The organism is Kitasatospora sp. NPDC054768 (assembly GCF_053612025.1).
Genome location: NZ_JBSHBN010000084.1, coordinates 18,563 through 39,652, shown reverse-complemented (window position 1 = coordinate 39,652; position 21,090 = coordinate 18,563). Strand labels below are relative to the sequence as shown.

Below are 21,090 nucleotides of genomic sequence, written 5' to 3'. Positions count from 1 at the left end.
GCCCGGGCCACCGCACCGCGACACCCGGACCGCAGGAGCCCGGGCCGCCGCCCTACAGGTTCTTCGGCGGCTGGTAGTCCTTGCCGAGCAGGACCAGCAGGTCCGCGTTCTGGGCGTCGCCGGTCACCTTCTTCACCGCCGTGTCCGGCAGCCCGAGGCTGGTCGCCAGCGACTTCGCCGCGCCCTGCCGGGCGTCGTCGGTGTAGCGGATCTCACTGGCCGGCTGCGGAGCCGCCTTGGCGCCGCCCGGGATGAAGGTCAGGCCGGAGTTGACGATCTGGACCTGCGCGGCGGCCGCCGCCGCGTCGTTGCCGGTGGCGTCCTGGAGCGCGACCCGGACCGGGGCGTCGCCGACGGCCGCGGACTTCACGGTGCCGCCCAGCACGTCCTTGACCTGCTTGCCCGCGGTCGCCTCGTCCAGGCTGCCGTCCGGCTTGACGGTCAGCGCCGTGGTGCCGAAGTGGCCGTCCTTCGCCTGCTGGGCGAGCTGGACGAGCACTCCGGCGAGGGCGTCCTCGGGCAGCGAGGGGTCGAGCACCGCGTTCATCCGGTGCACGTCGTCCTTGGCGTCCTTGAACTCGGTCGGCATGGTGCGCACCACCGCGTCCAGGACCTGCCCGAACCGGGCCAGCTGGGCGTCCCGGTTCTCACCGGGCGCCTGCCAGGTCGCGTACGCGACCGCGGCCTTCCCGCTGAGCATGGTGTTCTTCCCGGCCGCGGACAGCAGCTTGCCGTCCGGCTTGCCGCCCTCGTGGGTCTCGGCGTTGGTGTCCACCCGGACGCCGCCGAGCTGGGAGACCAGCAGTTCCAGGTACGGGGTGTCCAGCCGCCAGGTGCCGGCCACCGGGGCGCCCAGCACGGTGGACAGGCCCTCGCGGGTCGCCGAGGCGCCGATGCCGTCCATGGACTGGCCGACCGTGCTGACCGGCGGGTCCCCCGGGCCGGGCAGCCGCAGGTTGTCGGGCAGCAGCAGCACCGTGCCCTTCTTCCCGGAGGCGTCGTTGACCAGCAGCGCGCTGGACACCTTGCCCTGGAGGTCGCGCAGGTGGACGACGTTGACCTGGCGCCCGCCGGCGGCGGTGGCCGCGGTCGGCTTGTCGCCGGTCAGGAAGAGGTAGCCGCCGACGCCGCCGGCCGCGAGCGCCACCACCGCGCCGAGGCCGATCAGCCGGTTGCGCAGCTTGCGGCGGCGCTCGGCGCGCACCTCGCTGCGGGACTCGGCGAACTTCAGCCAGTCGATGACGTCCTCGGTCTCCTCCGCCTCCTCGTCGACGAAGGTGAACTCGCCCGTGGTGTAACTGTCCTTGGGCGCCTTGCTCCCGGCCTTGCCGGCCTTGCCGGCCTTCCCGGCCCGCGCCCCGGCGACCTGCTCGGACGGCGGCACGGCCTTGGCCGGCACCGCCTCCTCGGCGGGCCGGGGCACCCGCGGACGCGGCGGCGCGGCAGCGGGTGCCGCTGCGGCCGCTGCGGCGGCGGACTGCGCGACGGCCTCGGCCTGCGTCGGCGGCACCGGCGACGGCGCCTGCGGCTCGGCGGCGACCGGGGCGGCGGCCTGGTACGGCTGCTGCTGGTAGCCCTGGTAGCCCTGCTGCTGGTAGCCGTACGGGTCCTGGCCGTACACCGGCTGCCCGTACTGGTCGTACTGCTGGTCGTACTGCTGCTGCTCGTACGACTGCTGCTGCGGCTGCTGTGGTTGCTGCTGCGGCTGCTGCGGGAACTGCCCGCCCTGCTGGTACCCGTCGTACCCCTGGTAGCCCTGCTGCTGGTAGCCGTACGGGTCCTGCCCGTACACCGGCTGCCCGTACTGGTCGTACTGCTGGTCGTACTGCTGCTGCTCGTACGACTGCGGCTGCGGCTGCTGTGGTTGCTGCTGCTGCGGGTTCTGGTAGCCCTGGTACGGCTGCTGGTACTGCCCGGTGGACCAGTCCTCCGGCCGCCGGCCGTCGCTGCGATCAGTCATGCACCGCTCCTGGATCAGTCCCCGCGCGGCGCGTACAGCGCCCGCTTGTCGATGTAGCGGACCACGCCGTCCGGGACGAGGTACCAGACGGGCTCACCCTTGGCGACCCGGTTGCGGCAGTCCGTGGAGGAGATGGCCAGCGCCGGGACCTCCACCAGGGAGACCCCGCCCGCCGGAAGCCCGGCGTCCGACAGAGTGTGCCCCGGGCGGGTGCATCCGATGAAGTGGGCCAGCGAGAAGAGCTCGTCGGAGTCGCGCCAGGAGAGGATCTGGGCGAGGGCGTCGGCGCCGGTGATGAAGAAGAGGTCGGCGTCCGGGTGCAGGGCGTGCAGGTCGCGCAGGGTGTCGACGGTGTACGTCGGGCCCTCGCGGTCGATGTCGATCCGGCTGACCGAGAACTGCGGGTTCTCGGCGGTGGCGATGACCGTCATCAGGTAGCGGTCCTCGGCCGGGGTGACGTGGCGGTCGCTCTTCTGCCACGGCTGCCCGGTCGGCACGAAGATCACTTCGTCCAGGCGGAACGCGCTCGCGACCTCACTGGCGGCGACGAGGTGGCCGTGGTGGATCGGGTCGAAGGTGCCGCCCATCACGCCGAGGCGCTTCTTCACCGGTTCCGGTCCGCCGGGATTCCCGGCCTGCTCTCCCATGCCGCCACACCTTACGCGACACCCGTTACGGTGCGGGAACGGCCGGGTGGGGGTTCTCCGCAGATGCGTGAGGGAGCGGCCGGCCGGTGGCCGGACGCTCCCCGAGCGGTCCGCGCGGCCGGCTCAGCGGTCCCGGTTGAAGCGGGTGGTGATGAAGAGCAGGACCAGCAGGATGAACAGCGCGGCGCCACCGGTCAGGGCCGGGTTCAGGCTGTCGTGGTTGCCCCCCTCGCCCTCGGCGAGAAGGTTCAGAACGGGGAGTGCGGCAGCAGTGCTCATGGTCGGCGGGACCTTCTCGGCTCGGGGAACGGACCTGGGGGTGGTTCCGGGCCGGTGAGGGCCCACCCGTCATCGTACGGGGGGTTACACGGCAACCGCTCGGCGGCCCACCGCCGCTGACCGGGCGTGAGCACGAGCCGGGGGCAAGGGCCGGGAACGGGCCGCGAGCCGGCCGGGAACGGGCCCGGTGACAGGCTCGGGAGGGCGGCCCTAGTTGTTCTTGAAGGCGCGGGCCATGATCCAGACCAGCAGGCCGATGCCCACGAAGGACGCGACCACGATGATCCGCAGGAACAGGCCCGGGCCGGTCTCGTCGGAGATGGGCGCGGCCAGGCTGACAAGCGTGTCGGTGGACATCTGCGGGGGCTCCTCGAACTGCTCGGTACCGCGGCCGGGTCCGGTCTCGGTCGTCCAGGACTCAGGTTAAACCGGCCTCACACCGACGCCGCCCACCGGCCCCGGTGACGCGCCCGCCGCCCCCGGGACGCTCCGCGCGTACGCTGCCCCGGGGACGAGTACGCAACCGCGCGCGTTGCACAGACAGTCGTTGCAGGCGAAGACCAACGGGGGGCGGGCCAGCGGGCCGCGGCCGCCGTCGACCAGGAGGTACTCAGACCATGACCGACACGACCGTGAAGGCCCCGAGCCGCCGCCGCGAGCGCTTCCCCGGAATCTCCACCCGGGCCTGGGAGCACCCGGCGGACCGCTCGGCCCTGGTCGCGCTGCGCAAGCTCACCGGCTTCGACGACATCCTGAAGAAGCTCGCCGGCCTGGTCTCCGAGCGGGCGATCCGGCTGATGTTCCTGGCCACCGCCGTGAAGACCTCCGAGCGCCAGTTCCCGGAGCTGCACGACATGGTGCGGGACGCCGCCTACGTGCTCGACCTGGAGCAGGTCCCCGACCTGTACGTCTCCCAGGACCCGACGGTCAACGCGTACTGCATCGGCATCGACACCCCGGTCATCGTGGTCACCAGCGGCCTGGTCGAGCTGCTCGACGAGGAGGAGCTGCGCTCCGTCATCGGCCACGAGGTCGGCCACGCGATGTCCGGCCACGCCGTCTACCGGACGATGCTGATGATCCTCACCAACATCGCCACCCGGATCGCCTGGGTGCCGCTGGGCAACCTGGCGATCACCGCGATCATCACCGCGCTCAAGGAGTGGTTCCGCAAGGCGGAGCTGTCCAGCGACCGGGCCGGCCTGCTCGCCGGACAGGACCTCCAGGCGTCCATGCGGGCCCTGATGAAGCTGGCCGGCGGCCACAACCTGGCCGAGATGAACGTCGACGCCTTCCTGGAGCAGGCCGAGGAGTACGAGAAGGCCGGCGATCTGCGCGACGGCGTGCTCAAGGTGCTCCAGCTGCTGCCGCAGACCCACCCCTTCGCGGTGGTGCGGGTCGCCCAGCTGAAGAAGTGGGCGGAGAGCGACGACTACCGCTCGATCGTGGCCGGCGCCTACCCGCGCCGCGCGGACGACCCGGACGCCTCGGTCTCCGAGCAGTGGAAGGCCGCCGCCGACCACTACACCAGCTCGGTCAAGGAGAGCAAGGACCCGCTGATGGGCCTGCTCCGGGACGTCGCCGGCGGCGCGGCGACCGTCGGCGGCAAGCTCCGCGACACCTTCACCGGCGCCGCCGGCCGCAACGGCTCCTCGGGCAACGGCTCCTCGGGATCGGGTTCCGCGGACCGCGACGGCAGCTGACCCCCGGGGCCGCGACGACCGCCGGCCCACCGCGACCGCGACGGCGGCCGGTGTCCCGTCCGGGGCACCGGCCGCCTCGCCGTTCCACGGCCGGGGTACGCCTCAGCCGCCCGCCAGCACCGCGCACACCTGCCAGCCCGGCCGGGCGTGGTTGCCGGGGTCGACCGGCGCCGGCGGCGCGACCGCCGTGCCCTGCGCGGTGGCCAGCACCGGCTGCAGGAAGCCCGCCATCGAGGTGTCGCAGGGCTCCGGACCGGCCTGCACCACCGAGTCCACCAGCCGCAGCTGCGCCGAGGCCAGGTCGACCCGGTCGAACTCGAAGGTCAGCTGCCGCCGCACGGTCTCCAGGGTGACCGGCGCTCCGGCCGGGGCCCCGGCCGGCTTCAGCGCGTAGACGAAGGTGTGGTCGGTGGTGATCTGCAGGGTCCCGCCGTCCGCCTCGTCGATCCGCATCGCGCCGGCCACCTTCACGGTGTTCGAGGCCAGCGCGACCTGCGCCGGGTCGAAGCGGACCATCCAGCCGGTCACCGCGTGGTGCCGGTCGTCCACCGGCTGCGCCACGCTCGCGTCGAACTCCGCCTGCTCACCGGGCGTGACGAAGGCCCGCACGTCGGCGGTGGCGCCCTGGACCAGCGCGGCCGGGGCCAGCGAGGAGGCGACCAGGTAGCGCTGGACGGTGTCGAGCGCCTTGGTCACCTCGACCCGGCTGAAGTGCTCGGTGGCGGCCCCGGTCGGGGTGTTCAGCCCGATCGTGCCGTCCCCGTACCCGGGCTGCAGCGCGGTGAACGGGTCCGCCGGGTCGGCGACCGGGCGGACGGCCGACGCCGGGCTCAACGCGACCAGGCTGACGGTCAGTTGACTGCCCTCGGGCCGCACCGCGGTCCCCCTCGGCGAGCTCACGCCGAAGTACACCGCGGTCCCGAAGGCGAGCAGGATGAGCAGCAGCAGGATGAGCGCCTGGCGCGGGACGGTGCCCAGCGGGCCGAGCCGCACCCGCGGCCGGGTGGCCTTGCCGAAGGAGCCGGCCAGCCGCTCCCGGGCGGACAGTTCCTGGATGCGGGCAGCCCGAACGAACGATTCGTCGAACACGACGGACCGGAATTCGTCCTCGTTGCCGGAACCGCCCTCGGGCGTACCCTCCGGAGGCTCTCGCGGGTCACCCACACCACCAGGGTAGGCCGACACCGGCGCCGCCACGAGGGTGCGGGCGCACATTCCCGGGAACGCTCAGTGACCACCGCCCCCGGGCGTGCGCCCGCGCCCGGGGCGACCGCCCCGGCCCGCCGAAGCCCGCCGAAGCCCGCCCTAGCCCGCCGGCGCCGTGACCACCAGCGGGGGGTCGGCCGGGGCCTGCCCCGGATCGACCCCGGCGCTGCTGGTGCCGGACTCGGGGCGCCGGGGCGCTCCCGCGGAACCGCCCACGCCCTGGTAGATCGCCGCGACCGCGATCGCCACCAGGCCCACGCCCATGATCACGGCGAGCACCCAGGCCACCGGCCGGTGCCACCGCTGCTGGGCCACGTACCGCCCGCGGGAGCGCACCGGGTCGTAGCCGCGTCGCCACCGCCGCCGGACCCGGCGGTCGGCCGCCCGGTCCGGCCCCGACCAGGGATCGGGGTAGAGGTGGTCCGCGTCGAGCCCGCTCGGGTACGGGCGCAGTTCCAGCGGCAGTCCGTCCCCCGCAGGGACGTCACAGCCCCAGCCCTGGCCCGCGGCGTCCGACTCGAACCGGGCCTCGGCGGCGGCGAGTTGCCGCTCCTTGGCGGTCGGCTCGTGCACGGCGGCGGACCGGACGAAGGCCTCATCGAAGACCACGGTGGCGAACTCGTCGTCCGCACCACCGTGGTCGGCGCCGTCGGGGTACGGGAAGCCCCCCACATCCTCAGCCACGGATTCAGCGTATTACCGGCCGGGCGATTTGTCTGTGGCTCCCGGCAGTTGGTCCGTCACACGTGTGACGGACGCCCCTCCCCCGGCGTTCAGCGGCCGTGCGCGTCCCCGCCCACGGTCTGCGCCGCCTCGCCCCGCACGTGCCCGTCACCAGTGACGATGTACTTGGTGCTGGTCAGCTCGGGCAGGCCCATCGGGCCGCGGGCGTGCAGCTTCTGGGTGGAGATGCCGATCTCCGCGCCGAAGCCGAACTCACCGCCGTCGGTGAAGCGGGTCGAGGCGTTGACGGCCACCGTGGTGGAGTCGACCAACCGGGTGAACCGGCGGGCGGCGGCCTGCGAGGTGGTGACGATCGCCTCGGTGTGGCCGGAGGACCAGCGGCGGATGTGCTCGACGGCGGCGTCCAGCGAGGGCACCACCGCGGCGGCCAGGTCCAGCGAGAGGTACTCGGCGCCCCAGTCCTCGTCGGTGGCCGGCACCACGGTGGCCGGGCCGCCCTCGGCGGCCTTCAGCACCGCCTCGTCACCGTGCACCGTCACCCCGGCCTCGGCGAGCGCCGCCAGCGCGAGCGGCAGGAAGGCGTCCGCGACGTCCTGGTGGACCAACAGCGTCTCGGCCGCGTTGCAGACGCTGACCCGCTGCGCCTTGGAGTTCAGCAGGATGCCGACGGCCATCGCCAGGTCCGTCTCGGCGTCCACGTAGACGTGGCAGTTGCCGGTGCCGGTCTCGATCACCGGGACGGTGGAGCCCTCGACCACGGTGCGGATCAGCGAGGCGCCGCCGCGCGGGATCAGCACGTCCACGTGGCCGCGGGCGCGCATCAGCTCCCGCACCGAGTCCCGGCTCTCGCCCGGCACCAGCTGGACCGCGTCGGCGGGCAGCCCGGCCGCGGCGACGGCGTCGCGCACCACGGCGACCAGCGCGGTGTTGGAGCGGTAGGCGGAGGCGGAGCCGCGCAGCAGCACCGCGTTGCCGGACTTGAGGCAGAGCGCGGCGGCGTCCGCGGTGACGTTCGGGCGGGCCTCGTAGATGATGCCGACCACGCCGAGCGGCACCCGGACCTGCCGCACGTCCAGGCCGTTGGGCAGGGTGTAGCCGCGCACCACCTCGCCGACCGGGTCGGGCAGGCCGGCCACGTCGCGCACGTCGGAGGCGATCGCGGCGATCCGCTCCTCGGTCAGGGTCAGCCGGTCGATCACCGACTCGGCCGTGCCGGCCGCCCTGGCCCGCTCCACGTCCTCGGCGTTGGCCGCGACGATCTCGGCGCCGCGGGCCACCAGGGCGTCCGCGACCGCCAGCAACGCGGCGTCCTTCGCGCCGCGCGGCAGCGGGGCGAGCGCGGCGGCGGCGTCCCGGGCTCGGCGCGCTACGGCGAGGACGGGGCTGTCGGCGGTGGCGAGGTCGCTGGTCATGCCGCCAAGGGTAGCGACTGCACCCGCCCCGCCCGGGCGGTATTTCGCCCGGTGAGACGCCGCTCGGCCGGTCCCGGTCCGACGGGGCCGCCCGGCCGCCGGGGACGGCCCAGTACGGGGCGGCCCAGTACGGGGCGGCTCAGTACGGGGCGGCTCAGTACGGGTGCACGCCGCCCAGGTGCGGCGGCGGGTCGCCGAAGCCCTCCGCCACCCGTTTGTGGTACGTCGCCCGGTCGACCACCTCCAGCCCGACGATCTCCCAGGGCGGCAGGTTCGCGGTGACCTTGTGCTCGCCCCACAGCCGCAGCGCGATGGCCGCCGCGTCGTGGAGGTCCCGGGCCTGCTCCCAGTAGCGGATCTCCGCGTGGTCGGCGGCGTAGCGGGCGGTCAGGAAGAACGAGTGGTCGTGCGCCAGCTGCTCCAGTGAGGCGCGCAGCGAGGGCAGCGGGGTGACCTGCCCGGCCACGCTCAGCACCACGTGCCACAGCCGCGCCTGCTCGGGCACGGTGGGCGGCTGGGCCGCCCGGTCGCGTTCGGGCCGCAGCCTGCGCACCCCGCCGGGCCTCTGCGGCGGCGGACCGGCCGGCTCGGCGGGGCCGTCCCCGCGCCCGCCGTCGATGCTGGTCAGCCGCCGGCCCGCCGTCCCTGCGGTCAGCGCTGCCTCGCGCCTGCGTTCCACCGGCGGCCTCCTGTTCGGCGATGTCCTGTCGTCCCCACCGGCCCCGTCGGCCCTCGGCCGACCGGTACGGCTGCGCCCCTCCTCGCCCGTGGCCGGGCCGCTCCCGGTACGGAGCGGCCCGCCGTGCGCGCTGCGCCGATCGGCCGGGCGGCCGGTGCCGGCCCGCCGGGCCGGTCAGCCGCGCAGAACGACCAGGTCGTCGCGGTGGACGACCTCGCGCTCGTACGCGGCGCCGAACTCCTGGGCCAGGTCGCGGGTGGACCGGCCGAGCAGGCGGGGCAACTCCCTCGCATCAAAGTTGACCAGTCCGCGAGCCACGATGTGGCCGTTTTCGGCAAGAAGGTCCACCGGATCACCCGCGGCGAACTCCCCGTCGACCTTGGTGACCCCGGCCGGCAGCAGCGAGGCGCCGCCGGAGACGACCGCCCGGACGGCACCCTCGTCCAGGTGCAGCGCCCCGCGCGGGCTGCTCGCGTGGGCCAGCCAGAGCATCCGGTCGGAGGTCCGGCTTCCGGTGCGCAGGAAGAGCGTGCCGGTGGGCCGGCCGGCCAGCGCGTCGGCGGCGTGGCTGGCGGCGGTGAGCACCACCGGGATGCCGGCGCCGGTGGCGATCCGGGCCGCCTCGACCTTGGTGACCATGCCGCCGGTGCCGACCCCGGCCTTGCCGGCGCTGCCGATCTCGATGCCGTCGAGGTCCTGCGGGCCGCGCACCTCGGCGATCCGGCTGGTGCCGGGGCGGGACGGGTCGCCGTCGTACAGGCCGTCCACGTCGGAGAGCAGCACCAGCAGGTCGGCGCGGACCAGGTGGGCGACCAGGGCCGCGAGCCGGTCGTTGTCGCCGAACTTGATTTCGGCGGTGGCGACGGTGTCGTTCTCGTTGACGATCGGCATCGCGCCCATCGCCAGCAGCTGGTCCAGGGTGCGGTAGGCGTTGCGGTAGTGGGCGCGCCGGCTGGCGTCCTCGGCGGTGAGCAGCACCTGGCCGACCCTGATCCCGTACCGGGCGAAGGAGGCGGTGTAGCGGGCGACCAGCAGGCCCTGGCCGACGCTGGCGGCGGCCTGCTGGCGGGCCAGGTCCTTGGGCCGCCCGTCCAGACCGAGCGGGGCCAGACCGGCGGCGATCGCGCCGGAGGAGACGAGCACGACCTCCGGCGCCCCGGGTCGGCCGCGCAGCTTGGCGAGCGCGTCCACCAGGGCGTCGACGCGGTCGGCGTCCAGGCCGCCGGCCGCCGTGGTCAGGGAGGAGGAGCCGACCTTGACGACGATCCGCCGCGCGGTCAGCACCTCGTCCCGCAGAGAGTCCTCGCTCATCTCGCTGTACGCCCTTCCGGTGTGGTGCGGGTACGGCGGGGCCCGGGCCCGGCCGTCACCCCCGCAATCTACGCGATCGGCGCAGGTCACCCGCCGGATGTTTCACCGGCTGGACCCGGCCTGGTCACGGGCCCGCCACAGCCCGTCCGGCAATCCGGATGACTGGTATGGTCCCTGACCGCAAGCCAGATCGGGGGACGGCTTCTTGCCCGCTGGACCCATGTCGTCATCGACCCTTCCTGTCACGACGGGCGGCGCCGCACTGGGCAAAGGCCGGCAACGGTCGCGGCCGTGCGCCCAGGAGAAATGCGCACCATGCGTTCGTACACCACCAAGCTGACCTTCGCCGCGCTCGCGGCGGCCACCGCCCTGTCGCTCGCGGCCTGCGGGCCGGACAACGCCGACCCGGCCGCACCGGCGGGCGGCTCGACCGGTGCCGCTCCGGCGCCGACCAGCGGCGCTCCGGGCACCGCCACCGGGGGTGCCGCCACCGGGGGCACCGCGACCGGCGGCGCGGCCGGCGGTTCGACCGCGGCCCCGTCGGGTGCGGCGACCGGCGGAGCGGCGGCCGGCGGCGCGGGCACCGCCGGTGCGGCGGGCGGCGGGGCCGCCGGCGGAGCCGTCCCGGCGGCCGCCAGCAGCGTGAAGGTCGGCCAGAGCGCCACCGTGGACTTCGCCGACAAGACCTCCAAGGTCGCCACCAAGCTGGAGATCACCGTCACCGGCGTCGAGGTCGGCTCGGTGCAGGACTTCACCGCCGCCAAGATCAGCATCGTCGGCCTGGAAGGCCGCACCCCGGTGTACGTGAGCTACACCATCAAGAACGTCGGGGACGCCAGCCTCTCCTTCACCGCCCCGGACTCGAAGTTCGTCGTCTTCGACACCGCCGGCAAGAAGGGGCTCAACGTCATGACCGCCGCCACCCCGCTGCCCAAGTGCACCGGGGCGAAGTTCCAGGGCGTGACCAAGGGCGCCGAGACCAAGGGCTGCACCATCATCTCCATCCCCGGGAACACCCCGGCCGCGGTCGGCTACACCGACCTGGCCGACCCGCTGAAGCTCCAGGCCTCCTGGACCAAGTGACGCCCGGTCACCGCTGAACACGCGGACGGCCCCCGCCACCTTCGACAGGTGACGGGGGCCGTCCGACAGCGGCCCCGGGGACGGGCCTCAGGACTCCGAGGCTCAGTGGTCCTCGTCGTCGTCGCCCTCGATGGCGGCCTGGCGGCCGCTGGAGAGCGCCTCGAAGGCGAGGAACTCGGACTCGGCCGCGTCCCGGCCCTTCTGCTTCTCGCGGCGGCGGTCGACCGCCGGGCGCGGGTTCTCGAAGCGGTGGTCCTCACCGCGACGGCCGAGCATCTCGGCACCGGCGGCCATGGTCGGCTCCCAGTCGAAGACGACGGCGTTCTCCTCGGGGCCGATGACGACGGTGTCGCCCTCGTGCGCCCCGATCTTCCACAGCTCCTGCTCGATCCCGAGGCGGGCCAGCCGGTCGGCGAGGTAGCCGACGGCCTCGTCGTTGCTGAAGTCGGTCTGGCGGACCCAGCGCTCCGGCTTGACGCCGCGGATGTGGTACGCGCCGTCCTCCTCGGTGATGGTGAAGCCGGCGTCGTCGACGGCCTTGGGCCGCAGCACGATCCGGGTCGACTCCTCGGCCGGCTTGGCGGCACGCGCCTCGGCGACGATCCCGGCCACGGCGAAGCTCAGCTCGCGCAGGCCCTTGCGGGAGGCGGCGGAGACCTCGAACACCCGGTAGCCGCGCTCCTCCAGGGAGGCGCGGGTCAGGTCGGCGATGTCCTGGCCGTCCGGGACGTCCACCTTGTTGAGCGCGACCAGGCGCGGGCGGTCGTCCAGGCCGCCGTACTCGGCGAGCTCGGCCTCGATGGTCTCCAGGTCGGTCAGCGGGTCGCGGCCGGGCTCCAGGGTGGCGCAGTCCAGCACGTGCACCAGCACCGAACAGCGCTCCACGTGGCGCAGGAACTCCAGGCCCAGGCCGCGGCCCTGGCTGGCGCCCGGGATCAGGCCGGGCACGTCGGCGATGGTGTAGACGGTGTCGCCCGCGGTGACCACCCCGAGGTTGGGGATCAGGGTGGTGAACGGGTAGTCCGCGATCTTCGGCTTGGCGGCGGAGAGCACCGAGATCAGCGAGGACTTGCCGGCGCTCGGGTAGCCGACCAGGGCCACGTCGGCGACGGACTTGAGCTCCATGACGATGTCACGGGCCTCACCGGGCTCGCCGAGCAGCGCGAAGCCGGGCGCCTTGCGGCGGGCCGAGGCCAGCGCGGCGTTGCCGAGGCCGCCGCGGCCGCCCTGGGCGGCGACGAAGCTGGTGCCGTGCCCGACCAGGTCGGCCAGCACGTTGCCGTTGCGGTCCAGCACCACGGTGCCGTCCGGCACCAGCAGGACGAGGTCCTCGCCGAGCGCGCCGGTGCGGTTGCCACCCGCGCCCGGCTTGCCGTTGGTGGCCTTGCGCTTGGGCGAGTGGTGGTACTCCAGCAGGGTGGTGACCTGCGAGTCCACGGCGAGGATGACGCTGCCGCCCTCACCGCCGTTGCCGCCGTCCGGGCCGCCGAGCGGCTTGAACTTCTCGCGGTGCACGGAGGCGCAGCCGTGGCCCCCGTTACCCGCGGCGACATGAAGTTCGACGCGGTCCACGAAGGTGGTCATGGGTGTGCCTCCAGTGCGCGAGAGTCTGCTTGCTACCTGCGTAAAGCGTGAAGGGTGGACCGGAGAATTCCGGCCCACCCTTCACTGTGAGTCTTGTCCGACCCGGTGGGTCTTCTCAGACTCGGGAGTCCGCGGGGACTCAGGCCTCGACGGCCACGATGTTGACGACCTTGCGGCCACGACGGGTGCCGAACTGCACCGCACCGGCGGTCAGCGCGAACAGGGTGTCGTCGCCACCGCGACCGACACCGGCACCCGGGTGGAAGTGGGTGCCGCGCTGGCGGACGAGGATCTCGCCGGCGGAGACGACCTGGCCACCGAAGCGCTTCACGCCGAGGCGCTGGGCGTTCGAGTCACGGCCGTTACGAGTAGAGCTTGCGCCCTTCTTGTGTGCCATTTTTCGCTATCCCCTTACTTGCTGACCGAGTCGATGCTCGTGATGCGCACCGCGGTGTGCTGCTGACGGTGACCCTGGCGACGGCGGTAGCCGGTCTTGTTCTTGTAACGCAGGATGACGATCTTGTCACCCTTGGTCTGGTCGACCACCTCGGCGTGAGCCTTCACGCCGGCCAGGACCCACGGGTCGGAGGTGACGGCGTCACCGTCGACGACGAGGATGGTCGAGAGCTCGACCGAGTCACCCGGCTTGGCCTCGATACGGTCGATCTCCAGCACGTCGCCCACGGCGACCTTGTGCTGGCGGCCGCCTGCGCGAACGATCGCGTACATGCGGTACCTGCTTTCCTTGCTCGGTCGGAACCCCCGACGCCAGCCACCTGGGTACGGACACAGGAGCCTCTCCCCGGCCCTCCGCGCGAACGCGGCGACCCAGGAAGGTGATGTGCTCGGGAGCATGGCGTAGACACGCCGATGGTCAAGAATACGGACCGGCCGCCCGGGGGGCAAACCGGCCCGTACGACCCGGGGCGGGATCACTCCCGCCCCGGGCGTGGGCACTACTCGGACGCCGTATCACCCTCGGCGGCCGCGGCCTTCTTGGCCGCCGCGCTCGTCCGCTTGGTGGCGGTCTTGCGGGCGGTGGTCTTCTTGGCCGCCGTGGTGGTCTTCTTGGCGGCGGTCTTCTTCGCGGCGGTCTTGCGGGCGGCCCGCTTCTTCGGCGCCGGCGCCTCCTCGGCCGGAGCCTCGCCGGCCTCGGCGGCCTCCGTGGCCTCGGGAGCCTCCGTGGCCTCGGGGGCGTCGGCGACGACCGCGGTCTCCGCGACCACGACCGGCTCACCCGGCGCCTCGGCGACGGCCTCGGCGGCGGCTTCCGCGACCGCCGGGGCGGCGGCCTCCAGGGCCGCCTCCAGCGCCGCCTCGGCCTTGGCCTGGAGCACCACGATCTCGGCGGTGTCCGGGGAACCCGCCGGAGCGGTCGCCTTGCGCACCGCGCGGCGACGCGGACGGCCCGCCGGAGCGGCGGCCGGGGCCTCGGCCACGGGGGCCTCGACGGTCGGCGCGGCCGCCTCCGCCGGAGCCTCGACGCCCGGGACCTCCAGGGCCAGCTGGCCCTCGATCTCCTCGCGCACCGGCTCGGCGACGTCCTCCGCCGACTCGGACAGGATGGTCACCACGGGCTCGACGGCCTGCGGCTCCTCCTGGCCCGCGCCGCCCTTGCCGCGGCGACGGCGCTTGCCGCCGCCCGCACCGGCCTCGCCCGCCGCCACGGGGGCGTGGACGTGGGCGCTCGGCTGCTCCATGTGGACGATCACGCCGCGGCCGTTGCAGTGCACGCACGGCTCGGAGAAGGACTCCAGCAGGCCCTGGCCGACCCGCTTGCGGGTCATCTGGACCAGGCCCAGCGAGGTGACCTCGGCCACCTGGTGCTTGGTCCGGTCCCGGCCCAGGCACTCCAGGAGGCGGCGCAGCACCAGGTCGCGGTTGGACTCCAGCACCATGTCGATGAAGTCGATCACGATGATGCCGCCGAGGTCGCGCAGCCGCAGCTGGCGCACGATCTCCTCGGCCGCCTCGATGTTGTTCCGGGTGACCGTCTCCTCCAGGTTGCCGCCCTGGCCGACGAACTTCCCGGTGTTGACGTCGATGACGACCATCGCCTCGGTGCGGTCGATCACCAGCGAACCGCCGCTGGGCAGCCAGACCTTGCGGTCCAGCGCCTTCATCAGCTGCTCGTCGATCCGGTAGGTGGCGAACACGTCCACCTCGGAGGTCCACCGCTGGAGCCGCTCGGCGAGGTCCGGGGCCACGTTGGAGACGTACTCGTGGATGGTCTTCCACGCCTCGTCGCCGGAGACGATGACCTTGCTGAAGTCCTCGTTGAAGATGTCGCGGACGACCCGGACGGTCATGTCCGGCTCGCCGTACAGCAGCGCCGGGGCGTTGCCGGTCGCGGCCTTCTTCTGGATGTCCTCCCACTGCTGCTGGAGGCGCTGGACGTCGCGGGTCAGCTCCTCCTCGGAGGCGCCCTCGGCGGCGGTGCGCACGATGACGCCCGCGTCGTCCGGGACGATCTTCTTGAGGATCTGCTTCAGCCGGGCGCGCTCGTTCTCCGGGAGCTTGCGCGAGATGCCCGTCATCGAGCCCTCGGGCACGTACACCAGGTAGCGGCCGGGCAGCGAGATCTGGCTGGTCAGGCGGGCGCCCTTGTGGCCGATCGGGTCCTTGGAGACCTGCACCAGCACGGACTGGCCGGACTTCAGCACCGACTCGATCCGGCGCGGGCCGCCGTGGCCGCCCAGCGCGCCGAAGTTGACCTCACCGGCGTACAGCACCGCGTTGCGGCCCTTGCCGATGTCGACGAAGGCGGCCTCCATCGACGGCAGCACGTTCTGGACCTTGCCCAGGTAGACGTTGCCGACGTACGAGGTGGCCTGCTCCTTGTTGACGTAGTGCTCGACCAGCACGCCGTCCTCAAGGACGCCGATCTGGGTGCGCTGGCCGCTCTGGCGCACCACCATGACGCGCTCGACCGACTCGCGGCGGGCCAGGAACTCGGCCTCGGTGATGATCGGCACCCGGCGGCGGCCCAGCTCGCGGCCCTCGCGGCGGCGCTGCTTCTTGGCCTCCAGTCGGGTCGAGCCCTTGATGGACTGCACCTCGTCCGGGTCGAAGGACGGCTCGGTGGAGCGGCGGCGCGGCTCGCGCACCTTCACCACCGTGCGGACGCCGTCCTCGGTGGTCTCGGCGGCCTCGACGGCGCCGGCCTCACCGCTGCGGCGGCGGCGACGACGGCGGCGACGCGACGAGGACAGGCCGGCGGCCAGGTCGTCGTCCTCCTCGCCCTCGTCCTCGGCGACGGCCTCGGCCGACTCCTCGGCGGCGGGCTGCTCGGTCTCGACGGCCTCGGCGGCCTCGAACTCCTCGGCCTCGCCACGACGGCGGCGGCGGCCACCCCGGCGGCGACGGCGCGACGGACGGCCGTCGTCCTCCCACTCGCCCTCGGTCTCCGGACCGGCGACGGGGGCCTCCACGGCGGGCGCCTCGGCGACCGGGGCCTCGACGACCGGCGCGGCCTCGACCGGGGCCTTCACGGGGGCCTTCGCCGGCGCCTTCGCCTGGGCCTTCGCCTGGGCCTGGGCCTTCGCCTGGGCGGCCGGCTTGCGACGGGTCGGCTCGACCCGGGTACGGACCCGGCGGCGACGGCCGACACCGCTGTACTCGAACTCGTCGTCCTCCTCCGTGCGCTCGGCCACGGCCGGGGCCTCGGCCTGCACCGGGGCGGCGACGGGCTGCTGCGGCGCGGCCGCGGTGGCCGGCGCGGACGGCGTGGACGGCGTGGACGGCGTGGACGACGCGACGAAGGGAGCCGGCTCCTGGAACACCGGCGCCTGGAAGACCGCGGTGGCCGGGCGCACGGCGCGGCGGCGCACCCGGTGGTGCGGCTCGGCGGGGGCCTCGGTGACGGGGGCCTCAGGGGCGGCGGCCTCGACGGCCTCCTCCTCGGGCTCCTCCGCGGCGGCGGGCTCCTCGGCCTGCGGCGCCTCGGCGACGGGCTCCTCCACCGGGGCCTCGACGACCGGCGCGGCCTCGACCACGCGACGGCGGCGGGGGCGGCGGGCCGGAGCGGCCGGGGCCTCCTCGGCCACCGGCTCGGCGGCGGGGGCCTCGGGGGCAGCGGCCTCCACGACCGGCGCCTCGACGACCGGCGCCTCGGCCTCGGTCGTGGGAGCACCGGCGGGCGCCTCCGCGCGCTTGCGGGTGCGCCGGGCCCGGGCGGGCTTCTCGGCGACGGGCTCGGCGACCTCGGCGACCTCGGCCTTGTCGGCCTTCTCCGCCTTCTCGGTCTTGCCCGCCTTGGTGGCCCTGGTGGCCCTGGTGGCCTTCGCGGGCTTCTCGGCGGCGGGCTCGGCCGCCGGGGCCTGCGCCGTCTCCGGAGCGGTCACCACGATCGGGGTGGCCTCCGGCGCCCCGGCCGGGGCCTCGGCGCGCTTGCGGGTCCGGCGGGCCCGGACCGGCTTCTCGGCGGCGGGCTCGGCCGCCGGCTCCACGGCCGGAGCCGGGGTGGCCGCGGCGGTCGGCGTCTCGGCCGGCAGCACCGTCTCGGCCGCCTCGGCGGCCGCACCCTGCGGGGTGCCCGCCGGGCGGGACACCGCGCGGCGACGACGGCGCGGCGGCGCGGCGGACGCGCCCTCGCCACCGGTCGCGGCGGTTTCGTTCTGGTCCGTGGCCGCAGTCTGCTGCGGATCGGTGTTATCGAGCATGCGGGTGGATCTCCCGTCAGGCCCCCGGGCTCCACATCCGGGCACGGCACGGCACCGCTGGGCGGCCGGCATCGCGACGATGCCCGGACCGGACCCTTTTGACGGTGCCGCCGCGCGGACGCGACGCCGCACAGGGGCTCGTAGTCTCGCTCGGCGCCCCGCGCTCGGCGGGGTGTCGAAAGTCTTCTGGTTCTGACCAGTCTTCTGAGGTTTTCCCAAGCTGCGCCGTCCCCCAACCCCGGGTGGCTCCCGGACGGGGTCCCGGACCGGCCGACCTTCCTGGTCGGCAGGCCCCGGGTGGCAGGCCTGTGCTGCGACGACGCTCGCTCCCCTGGGGAGCCGCGGGAACCCTGGAGGACCGTCGGGTCCAGTGAGGCACTGGACCCGGCCTCCCCCCGCTAGGCGGACGCGGTAGCGTGCGGCCCCACGGCCGGCTCCGAGCCGACCGGGGCCGCCGCGCGGTCGAGCGCCAGCGGGTCGGTCACCGTGCCGGTCTCCTCGTCGAGCGGCCCCTGCGCCAGCCTGGTCACCTCTGCGGGGACCGGCGGCGCCAGGTCGGCCGTCGCACGGAGACCGGACAATACGTCGTCGGGTCGTACGGCGGGTGTGGCGTGTCGTACTACCAGGCGCAGTATCGCACAGGGACGGCCGGTCCGAACATCGCGGTCGGTTCCGGGCCCGGCGTCCGCACCGGCCTCGACCTGGGCCGGGACGGCTTCAAGCGCCGCCACCGCGCCCCGCGCGTCGAAGACCCGCAGGCCGTTCTTGGTGCGGCGCTCGACCTCGACCCGCTCGGCGGCGAGGAAGCGCGCGACCGCCTCGGCGGCCACGTCGGGCTCCACGCCGTCCAGTCGGAGCAGCCACTCGGAGGCCTCCAGGCGCTCCACGAAGTTCGGCGTCCGGACCTCGACCGCGTCGATCACGTCCAGGCCGGCCGGCAGCGACTCGTCCAGCTGCGCCCGCAGCTGCTCGGGGTCGCGGACCGCGGCCAGGCCGATCTCCAGGTACTCCGCCTCGCTCGCCACCCCGGTCGGGGCCGCGTTGGCGTAGGAGACCTTCGGGTGCGGGGTGAAGCCGGCCGAGTAGGCCATCGGAACGGCGGACCGGCGCAGGGCGCGCTCGAAGGCGCGCTGGAAGTCGCGGTGGCTGGTGAAGCGGAGCCGGCCGCGCTTGGTGTAGCGGAGACGAATCCGCTGCACCGTCGGCGCGGGCGGCGGACCGTCGGGCGTACGGCGTGCCAGGGTCGCTCAGTCCTTAGTCAGTTGTCCCCGTCCGGTGCGGCGTCTTCCCGCCACTGTCCGGACTCTGTCACCTCAAAGGGTACGCGCCCCGCGCTCCCCCTCGCTCCGCCCCTGGTCAGCCTCCGCTCCACCGCACGCCGCGACCCCCGGCCGGACCGTTCCGGCCGGGGGTCGCGGGATGGGGGACGCGCTACTTGTTGACCACCGTCAGGGGGAGCATCTTCTTGCCGGTGGGGCCGATCTGGATGCTGGTGTCCATCTGCGGGCACACGCCGCAGTCGAAGCACGGGGTCCAGCGGCAGTCGTCGACCTCGACCTCCTCCAGGGCGTCCTGCCAGTCCTCCCAGAGCCAGTCCTTGTCGAGGCCGCTGTCCAGGTGGTCCCAGGGCAGCACCTCCTCGTAGGTGCGCTCGCGGGTGGTGTACCAGTCGACGTCGACGCCGGTGCCGGACAGGCCCTTGTCGGCGCAGGCCATCCAGCGGTCGTACGAGAAGTACTCGCGCCAGCCGTCGAAGCGGCCGCCGTCCTCGTAGACCGCGCGGATGATCGCGCCGACCCGGCGGTCGCCGCGGGAGAGCAGGCCCTCGACGATGCCCGGCTTGCCGTCGTGGTAGCGGTAGCCGATGTTCTTGCCGTACTTGCGGTCGCCGCGGATCGAGTCGCGCAGCTTGGCCAGGCGGGCGTCGGTGTCCTCGGCGGACAGCTGCGGGGCCCACTGGAACGGGGTGTGCGGCTTGGGCACGAACCCGCCGATGGAGACGGTGCAGCGGATGTCGTTCTGGCCGGTGACCTCGCGGCCCTTCTGGATGACGTTCTTCGCCATCTCGCCGATCTGGAGCACGTCCTCGTCGGTCTCGGTCGGCAGGCCGCACATGAAGTACAGCTTCACCTGGCGCCAGCCGTTGCCGTACGCGGTGGCGACGGTGCGGATCAGGTCCTCCTCCGACACCATCTTGTTGATCACCTTGCGCATGCGCTCGCTGCCGCCCTCGGGGGCGAAGGTGAGGCCCGAGCGGCGCCCGTTGCGGGACAGCTCGTTGGCGAGGTCGATGTTGAAGGCGTCGACGCGGGTGGACGGCAGCGACAGGCCGATCTTGTCCTCGGTGTACCGGTCCGCCAGGCCCTTGGCGATGTCGCCGATCTCGGTGTGGTCGGCGCTGGACAGCGACAGCAGGCCGACCTCCTCGAAGCCGGTCGCCTTCAGCCCGCGCTCCACCATCTCGCCGATGCCGGTGATGCTTCGCTCCCGCACGGGGCGCGTGATCATGCCGGCCTGGCAGAAGCGGCAGCCGCGGGTGCAGCCGCGGAAGATCTCCACGGACATCCGCTCGTGCACCGTCTCCGCGAGCGGGACGAGCGGCTGCTTCGGGTACGGCCACTCGTCCAGGTCCATCACGGTGTGCTTGGACACCCGCCACGGCACGCCCGGGGCGTTCGGCACGACGCGGCCGATCCGGCCGTCGGCCAGGTACTCCACGTCGTAGAACTTCGGGACGTACACCCCGCCGGTACGGGCCAGGCGCAGCAGCAGCTCGTCCCGGCCGCCCGGGCGGCCCTCGGCCTTCCAGGCGCGGATGATCTCCGTGATGTCGAGGACGGCCTGCTCGCCGTCGCCGACCACGGCGCAGTCGATGAAGTCGGCGATCGGCTCCGGGTTGAAGGCCGCGTGGCCGCCGGCCAGGACGATCGGGTCCTCGTCGGTGCGGGCCGCGGCCTCCAGCGGGATGCCGGCCAGGTCGAGCGCCGTGAGCATGTTGGTGTAGCCGAGCTCGGTGGAGAACGACAGCCCGAACACGTCGAAGGCCTTCACCGGGCGGTGGGCGTCCACGGTGAACTGGGGGACGTCGTGCTCGCGCATCAGCGCCTCGAGGTCCGGCCAGACGCTGTAGGTGCGCTCGGCGAGCACGCCCTCGCGCTCGTTCAGCACCTCGTAGAGGATCATGACGCCCTGGTTGGGCAGGCCGACCTCGTAGGCGTCGGGGTACATCAACGCCCAACGGACGTCGCAGGCGTCCCAGTCCTTGACGGTCGAGTTGAGCTCGCCGCCGACGTACTGGATCGGCTTCTGGACGTGCGGGAGGAGGGCCTCCAGGCGTGGGAAGACCGATTCGACAGTCATGTACTAGGAACCCTTACGACGTGATTCGGTGCCGCTGGCCGGCACGGGAGGGGTGACCCTCAAGGGTAGCCCAATCCGGGGAACGGACCGTCTGCCCCGGATCACGGGCCCCGCGTGCTCCGGCGCCTCCCGGACGGCCGGTGTCCGCCCGTGCCCGCCGCCGTCCGCCGGCACCCGCCGGTGCCCGCCCCGGCACGCGCAGTGCGCGCCCGCCGGCCGGTGCCGTCCGCCGTTGACACGCCCGGAAGGGCCGTGCGGTACTGACAGGGCTCCGCCAAAGAGATCTGCCCCCCTTCCGGACAAGGAAGTTGAGTCGTACGCTCGGCCCTCTCGGTTTTCCGGCCGGCGCGACCCTCCCTCACCACGGGCCGCTCCGGCACGGCCCTGTCCGCCCCCGCCAGGCCCCGTCCCGGCTCCGCTCGGCCCCCGTCCCGGCCCGCGCGGTGCTCCCGCCCCGTTCCCGTTCCCGTCCCCGTCCCCCGCCCGCACGCCGTGCCCGGCGGCGCACCCGCACGCCCGCG

17 protein-coding genes are annotated in these 21,090 nt (G+C 73.9%); 2 read left to right on the top strand and 15 right to left on the bottom strand.

Annotated elements, in window-relative coordinates; translation table 11 throughout:
• Positions 1-52 precede the first annotated feature (52 nt).
• The 4 genes from ACWGKU_RS23805 to ACWGKU_RS23790 all read right to left on the bottom strand — a co-directional run bounded on the left by ACWGKU_RS23805 (position 53) and on the right by ACWGKU_RS23790 (position 3,243).
• On the bottom strand, positions 53-1,960 hold the full coding sequence (locus tag ACWGKU_RS23805; protein ID WP_452191559.1) for an LCP family protein: 1,908 nt from the start codon (positions 1,958-1,960) through the stop codon (positions 53-55).
• 14 nt (positions 1,961-1,974) lie between these two features.
• Complete coding sequence (gene nadD / locus ACWGKU_RS23800; RefSeq protein ID WP_452178652.1) at positions 1,975-2,607, bottom strand: nicotinate-nucleotide adenylyltransferase; 633 nt, start codon at positions 2,605-2,607, stop codon at positions 1,975-1,977.
• Between the two features lie 123 nt (positions 2,608-2,730).
• On the bottom strand, positions 2,731-2,886 hold the full coding sequence (locus tag ACWGKU_RS23795) for a hypothetical protein (protein WP_359910967.1): 156 nt from the start codon (positions 2,884-2,886) through the stop codon (positions 2,731-2,733).
• 210 nt (positions 2,887-3,096) lie between these two features.
• Positions 3,097-3,243, bottom strand: coding sequence for a hypothetical protein (locus ACWGKU_RS23790; RefSeq protein ID WP_359910966.1), 147 nt, complete (start codon positions 3,241-3,243; stop codon positions 3,097-3,099).
• Positions 3,244-3,503: 260 nt separating this feature from the next.
• Between ACWGKU_RS23790 and ACWGKU_RS23785 the strand changes: the two genes are divergently transcribed.
• Positions 3,504-4,589 (top strand): M48 family metallopeptidase, encoded by a 1,086-nt coding sequence (locus ACWGKU_RS23785; protein ID WP_380543244.1) that lies wholly within the window; start codon positions 3,504-3,506, stop codon positions 4,587-4,589.
• 102 nt (positions 4,590-4,691) lie between these two features.
• Here ACWGKU_RS23785 and ACWGKU_RS23780 read toward each other — a convergent pair whose 3' ends face one another.
• The 5 genes from ACWGKU_RS23780 to proB all read right to left on the bottom strand — a co-directional run bounded on the left by ACWGKU_RS23780 (position 4,692) and on the right by proB (position 9,881).
• Positions 4,692-5,753, bottom strand: a complete 1,062-nt coding sequence (locus tag ACWGKU_RS23780; RefSeq protein ID WP_401054937.1) for an SCO2583 family membrane protein — start codon at positions 5,751-5,753, stop codon at positions 4,692-4,694.
• A gap of 141 nt (positions 5,754-5,894) precedes the next feature.
• Entirely contained in the window at positions 5,895-6,479 is a 585-nt protein-coding gene (locus ACWGKU_RS23775; protein ID WP_452178653.1) for an SCO2584 family spore wall biosynthesis protein, read from the bottom strand.
• Positions 6,480-6,568: 89 nt separating this feature from the next.
• On the bottom strand, positions 6,569-7,891 hold the full coding sequence (locus ACWGKU_RS23770; RefSeq protein WP_452178654.1) for a glutamate-5-semialdehyde dehydrogenase: 1,323 nt from the start codon (positions 7,889-7,891) through the stop codon (positions 6,569-6,571).
• Between the two features lie 154 nt (positions 7,892-8,045).
• Positions 8,046-8,570: a hypothetical protein gene (locus ACWGKU_RS23765; protein WP_401053484.1), complete on the bottom strand. Its 525-nt coding sequence runs from the start codon at positions 8,568-8,570 to the stop codon at positions 8,046-8,048.
• 174 nt (positions 8,571-8,744) lie between these two features.
• The gene (proB, locus tag ACWGKU_RS23760) at positions 8,745-9,881 is read right to left on the bottom strand and encodes a glutamate 5-kinase (RefSeq protein ID WP_401053482.1); all 1,137 of its coding nucleotides are present in this window, start codon (positions 9,879-9,881) and stop codon (positions 8,745-8,747) included.
• A gap of 306 nt (positions 9,882-10,187) precedes the next feature.
• Here proB and ACWGKU_RS23755 point away from each other — a divergent pair, with 306 nt between their 5' ends.
• Positions 10,188-10,964 carry a hypothetical protein gene (locus ACWGKU_RS23755; RefSeq protein WP_452178655.1) on the top strand — a complete coding sequence of 259 codons (777 nt, stop codon included), beginning with the start codon at positions 10,188-10,190 and terminating at the stop codon, positions 10,962-10,964.
• Positions 10,965-11,066: 102 nt separating this feature from the next.
• Here ACWGKU_RS23755 and obgE read toward each other — a convergent pair whose 3' ends face one another.
• The 6 genes from obgE to ACWGKU_RS23725 form a co-directional block, all read right to left on the bottom strand.
• Positions 11,067-12,548 (bottom strand): GTPase ObgE, encoded by a 1,482-nt coding sequence (gene obgE, locus ACWGKU_RS23750; RefSeq protein ID WP_452178656.1) that lies wholly within the window; start codon positions 12,546-12,548, stop codon positions 11,067-11,069.
• Between the two features lie 139 nt (positions 12,549-12,687).
• Entirely contained in the window at positions 12,688-12,945 is a 258-nt protein-coding gene (rpmA, locus tag ACWGKU_RS23745) for a 50S ribosomal protein L27 (RefSeq protein ID WP_030309712.1), read from the bottom strand.
• A 14-nt stretch (positions 12,946-12,959) separates the two neighbouring features.
• Positions 12,960-13,277, bottom strand: coding sequence for a 50S ribosomal protein L21 (gene rplU, locus ACWGKU_RS23740; protein ID WP_045696828.1), 318 nt, complete (start codon positions 13,275-13,277; stop codon positions 12,960-12,962).
• A 227-nt stretch (positions 13,278-13,504) separates the two neighbouring features.
• Entirely contained in the window at positions 13,505-17,209 is a 3,705-nt protein-coding gene (locus ACWGKU_RS23735; RefSeq protein ID WP_452178657.1) for an Rne/Rng family ribonuclease, read from the bottom strand.
• Between the two features lie 398 nt (positions 17,210-17,607).
• A complete protein-coding gene (locus ACWGKU_RS23730; protein WP_387695373.1) occupies positions 17,608-18,408 on the bottom strand; it encodes a TIGR03936 family radical SAM-associated protein in 801 nt (266 codons plus the stop codon).
• Positions 18,409-18,640: 232 nt separating this feature from the next.
• Positions 18,641-20,569: a TIGR03960 family B12-binding radical SAM protein gene (locus ACWGKU_RS23725; RefSeq protein WP_401055651.1), complete on the bottom strand. Its 1,929-nt coding sequence runs from the start codon at positions 20,567-20,569 to the stop codon at positions 18,641-18,643.
• Positions 20,570-21,090 lie beyond the last annotated feature (521 nt).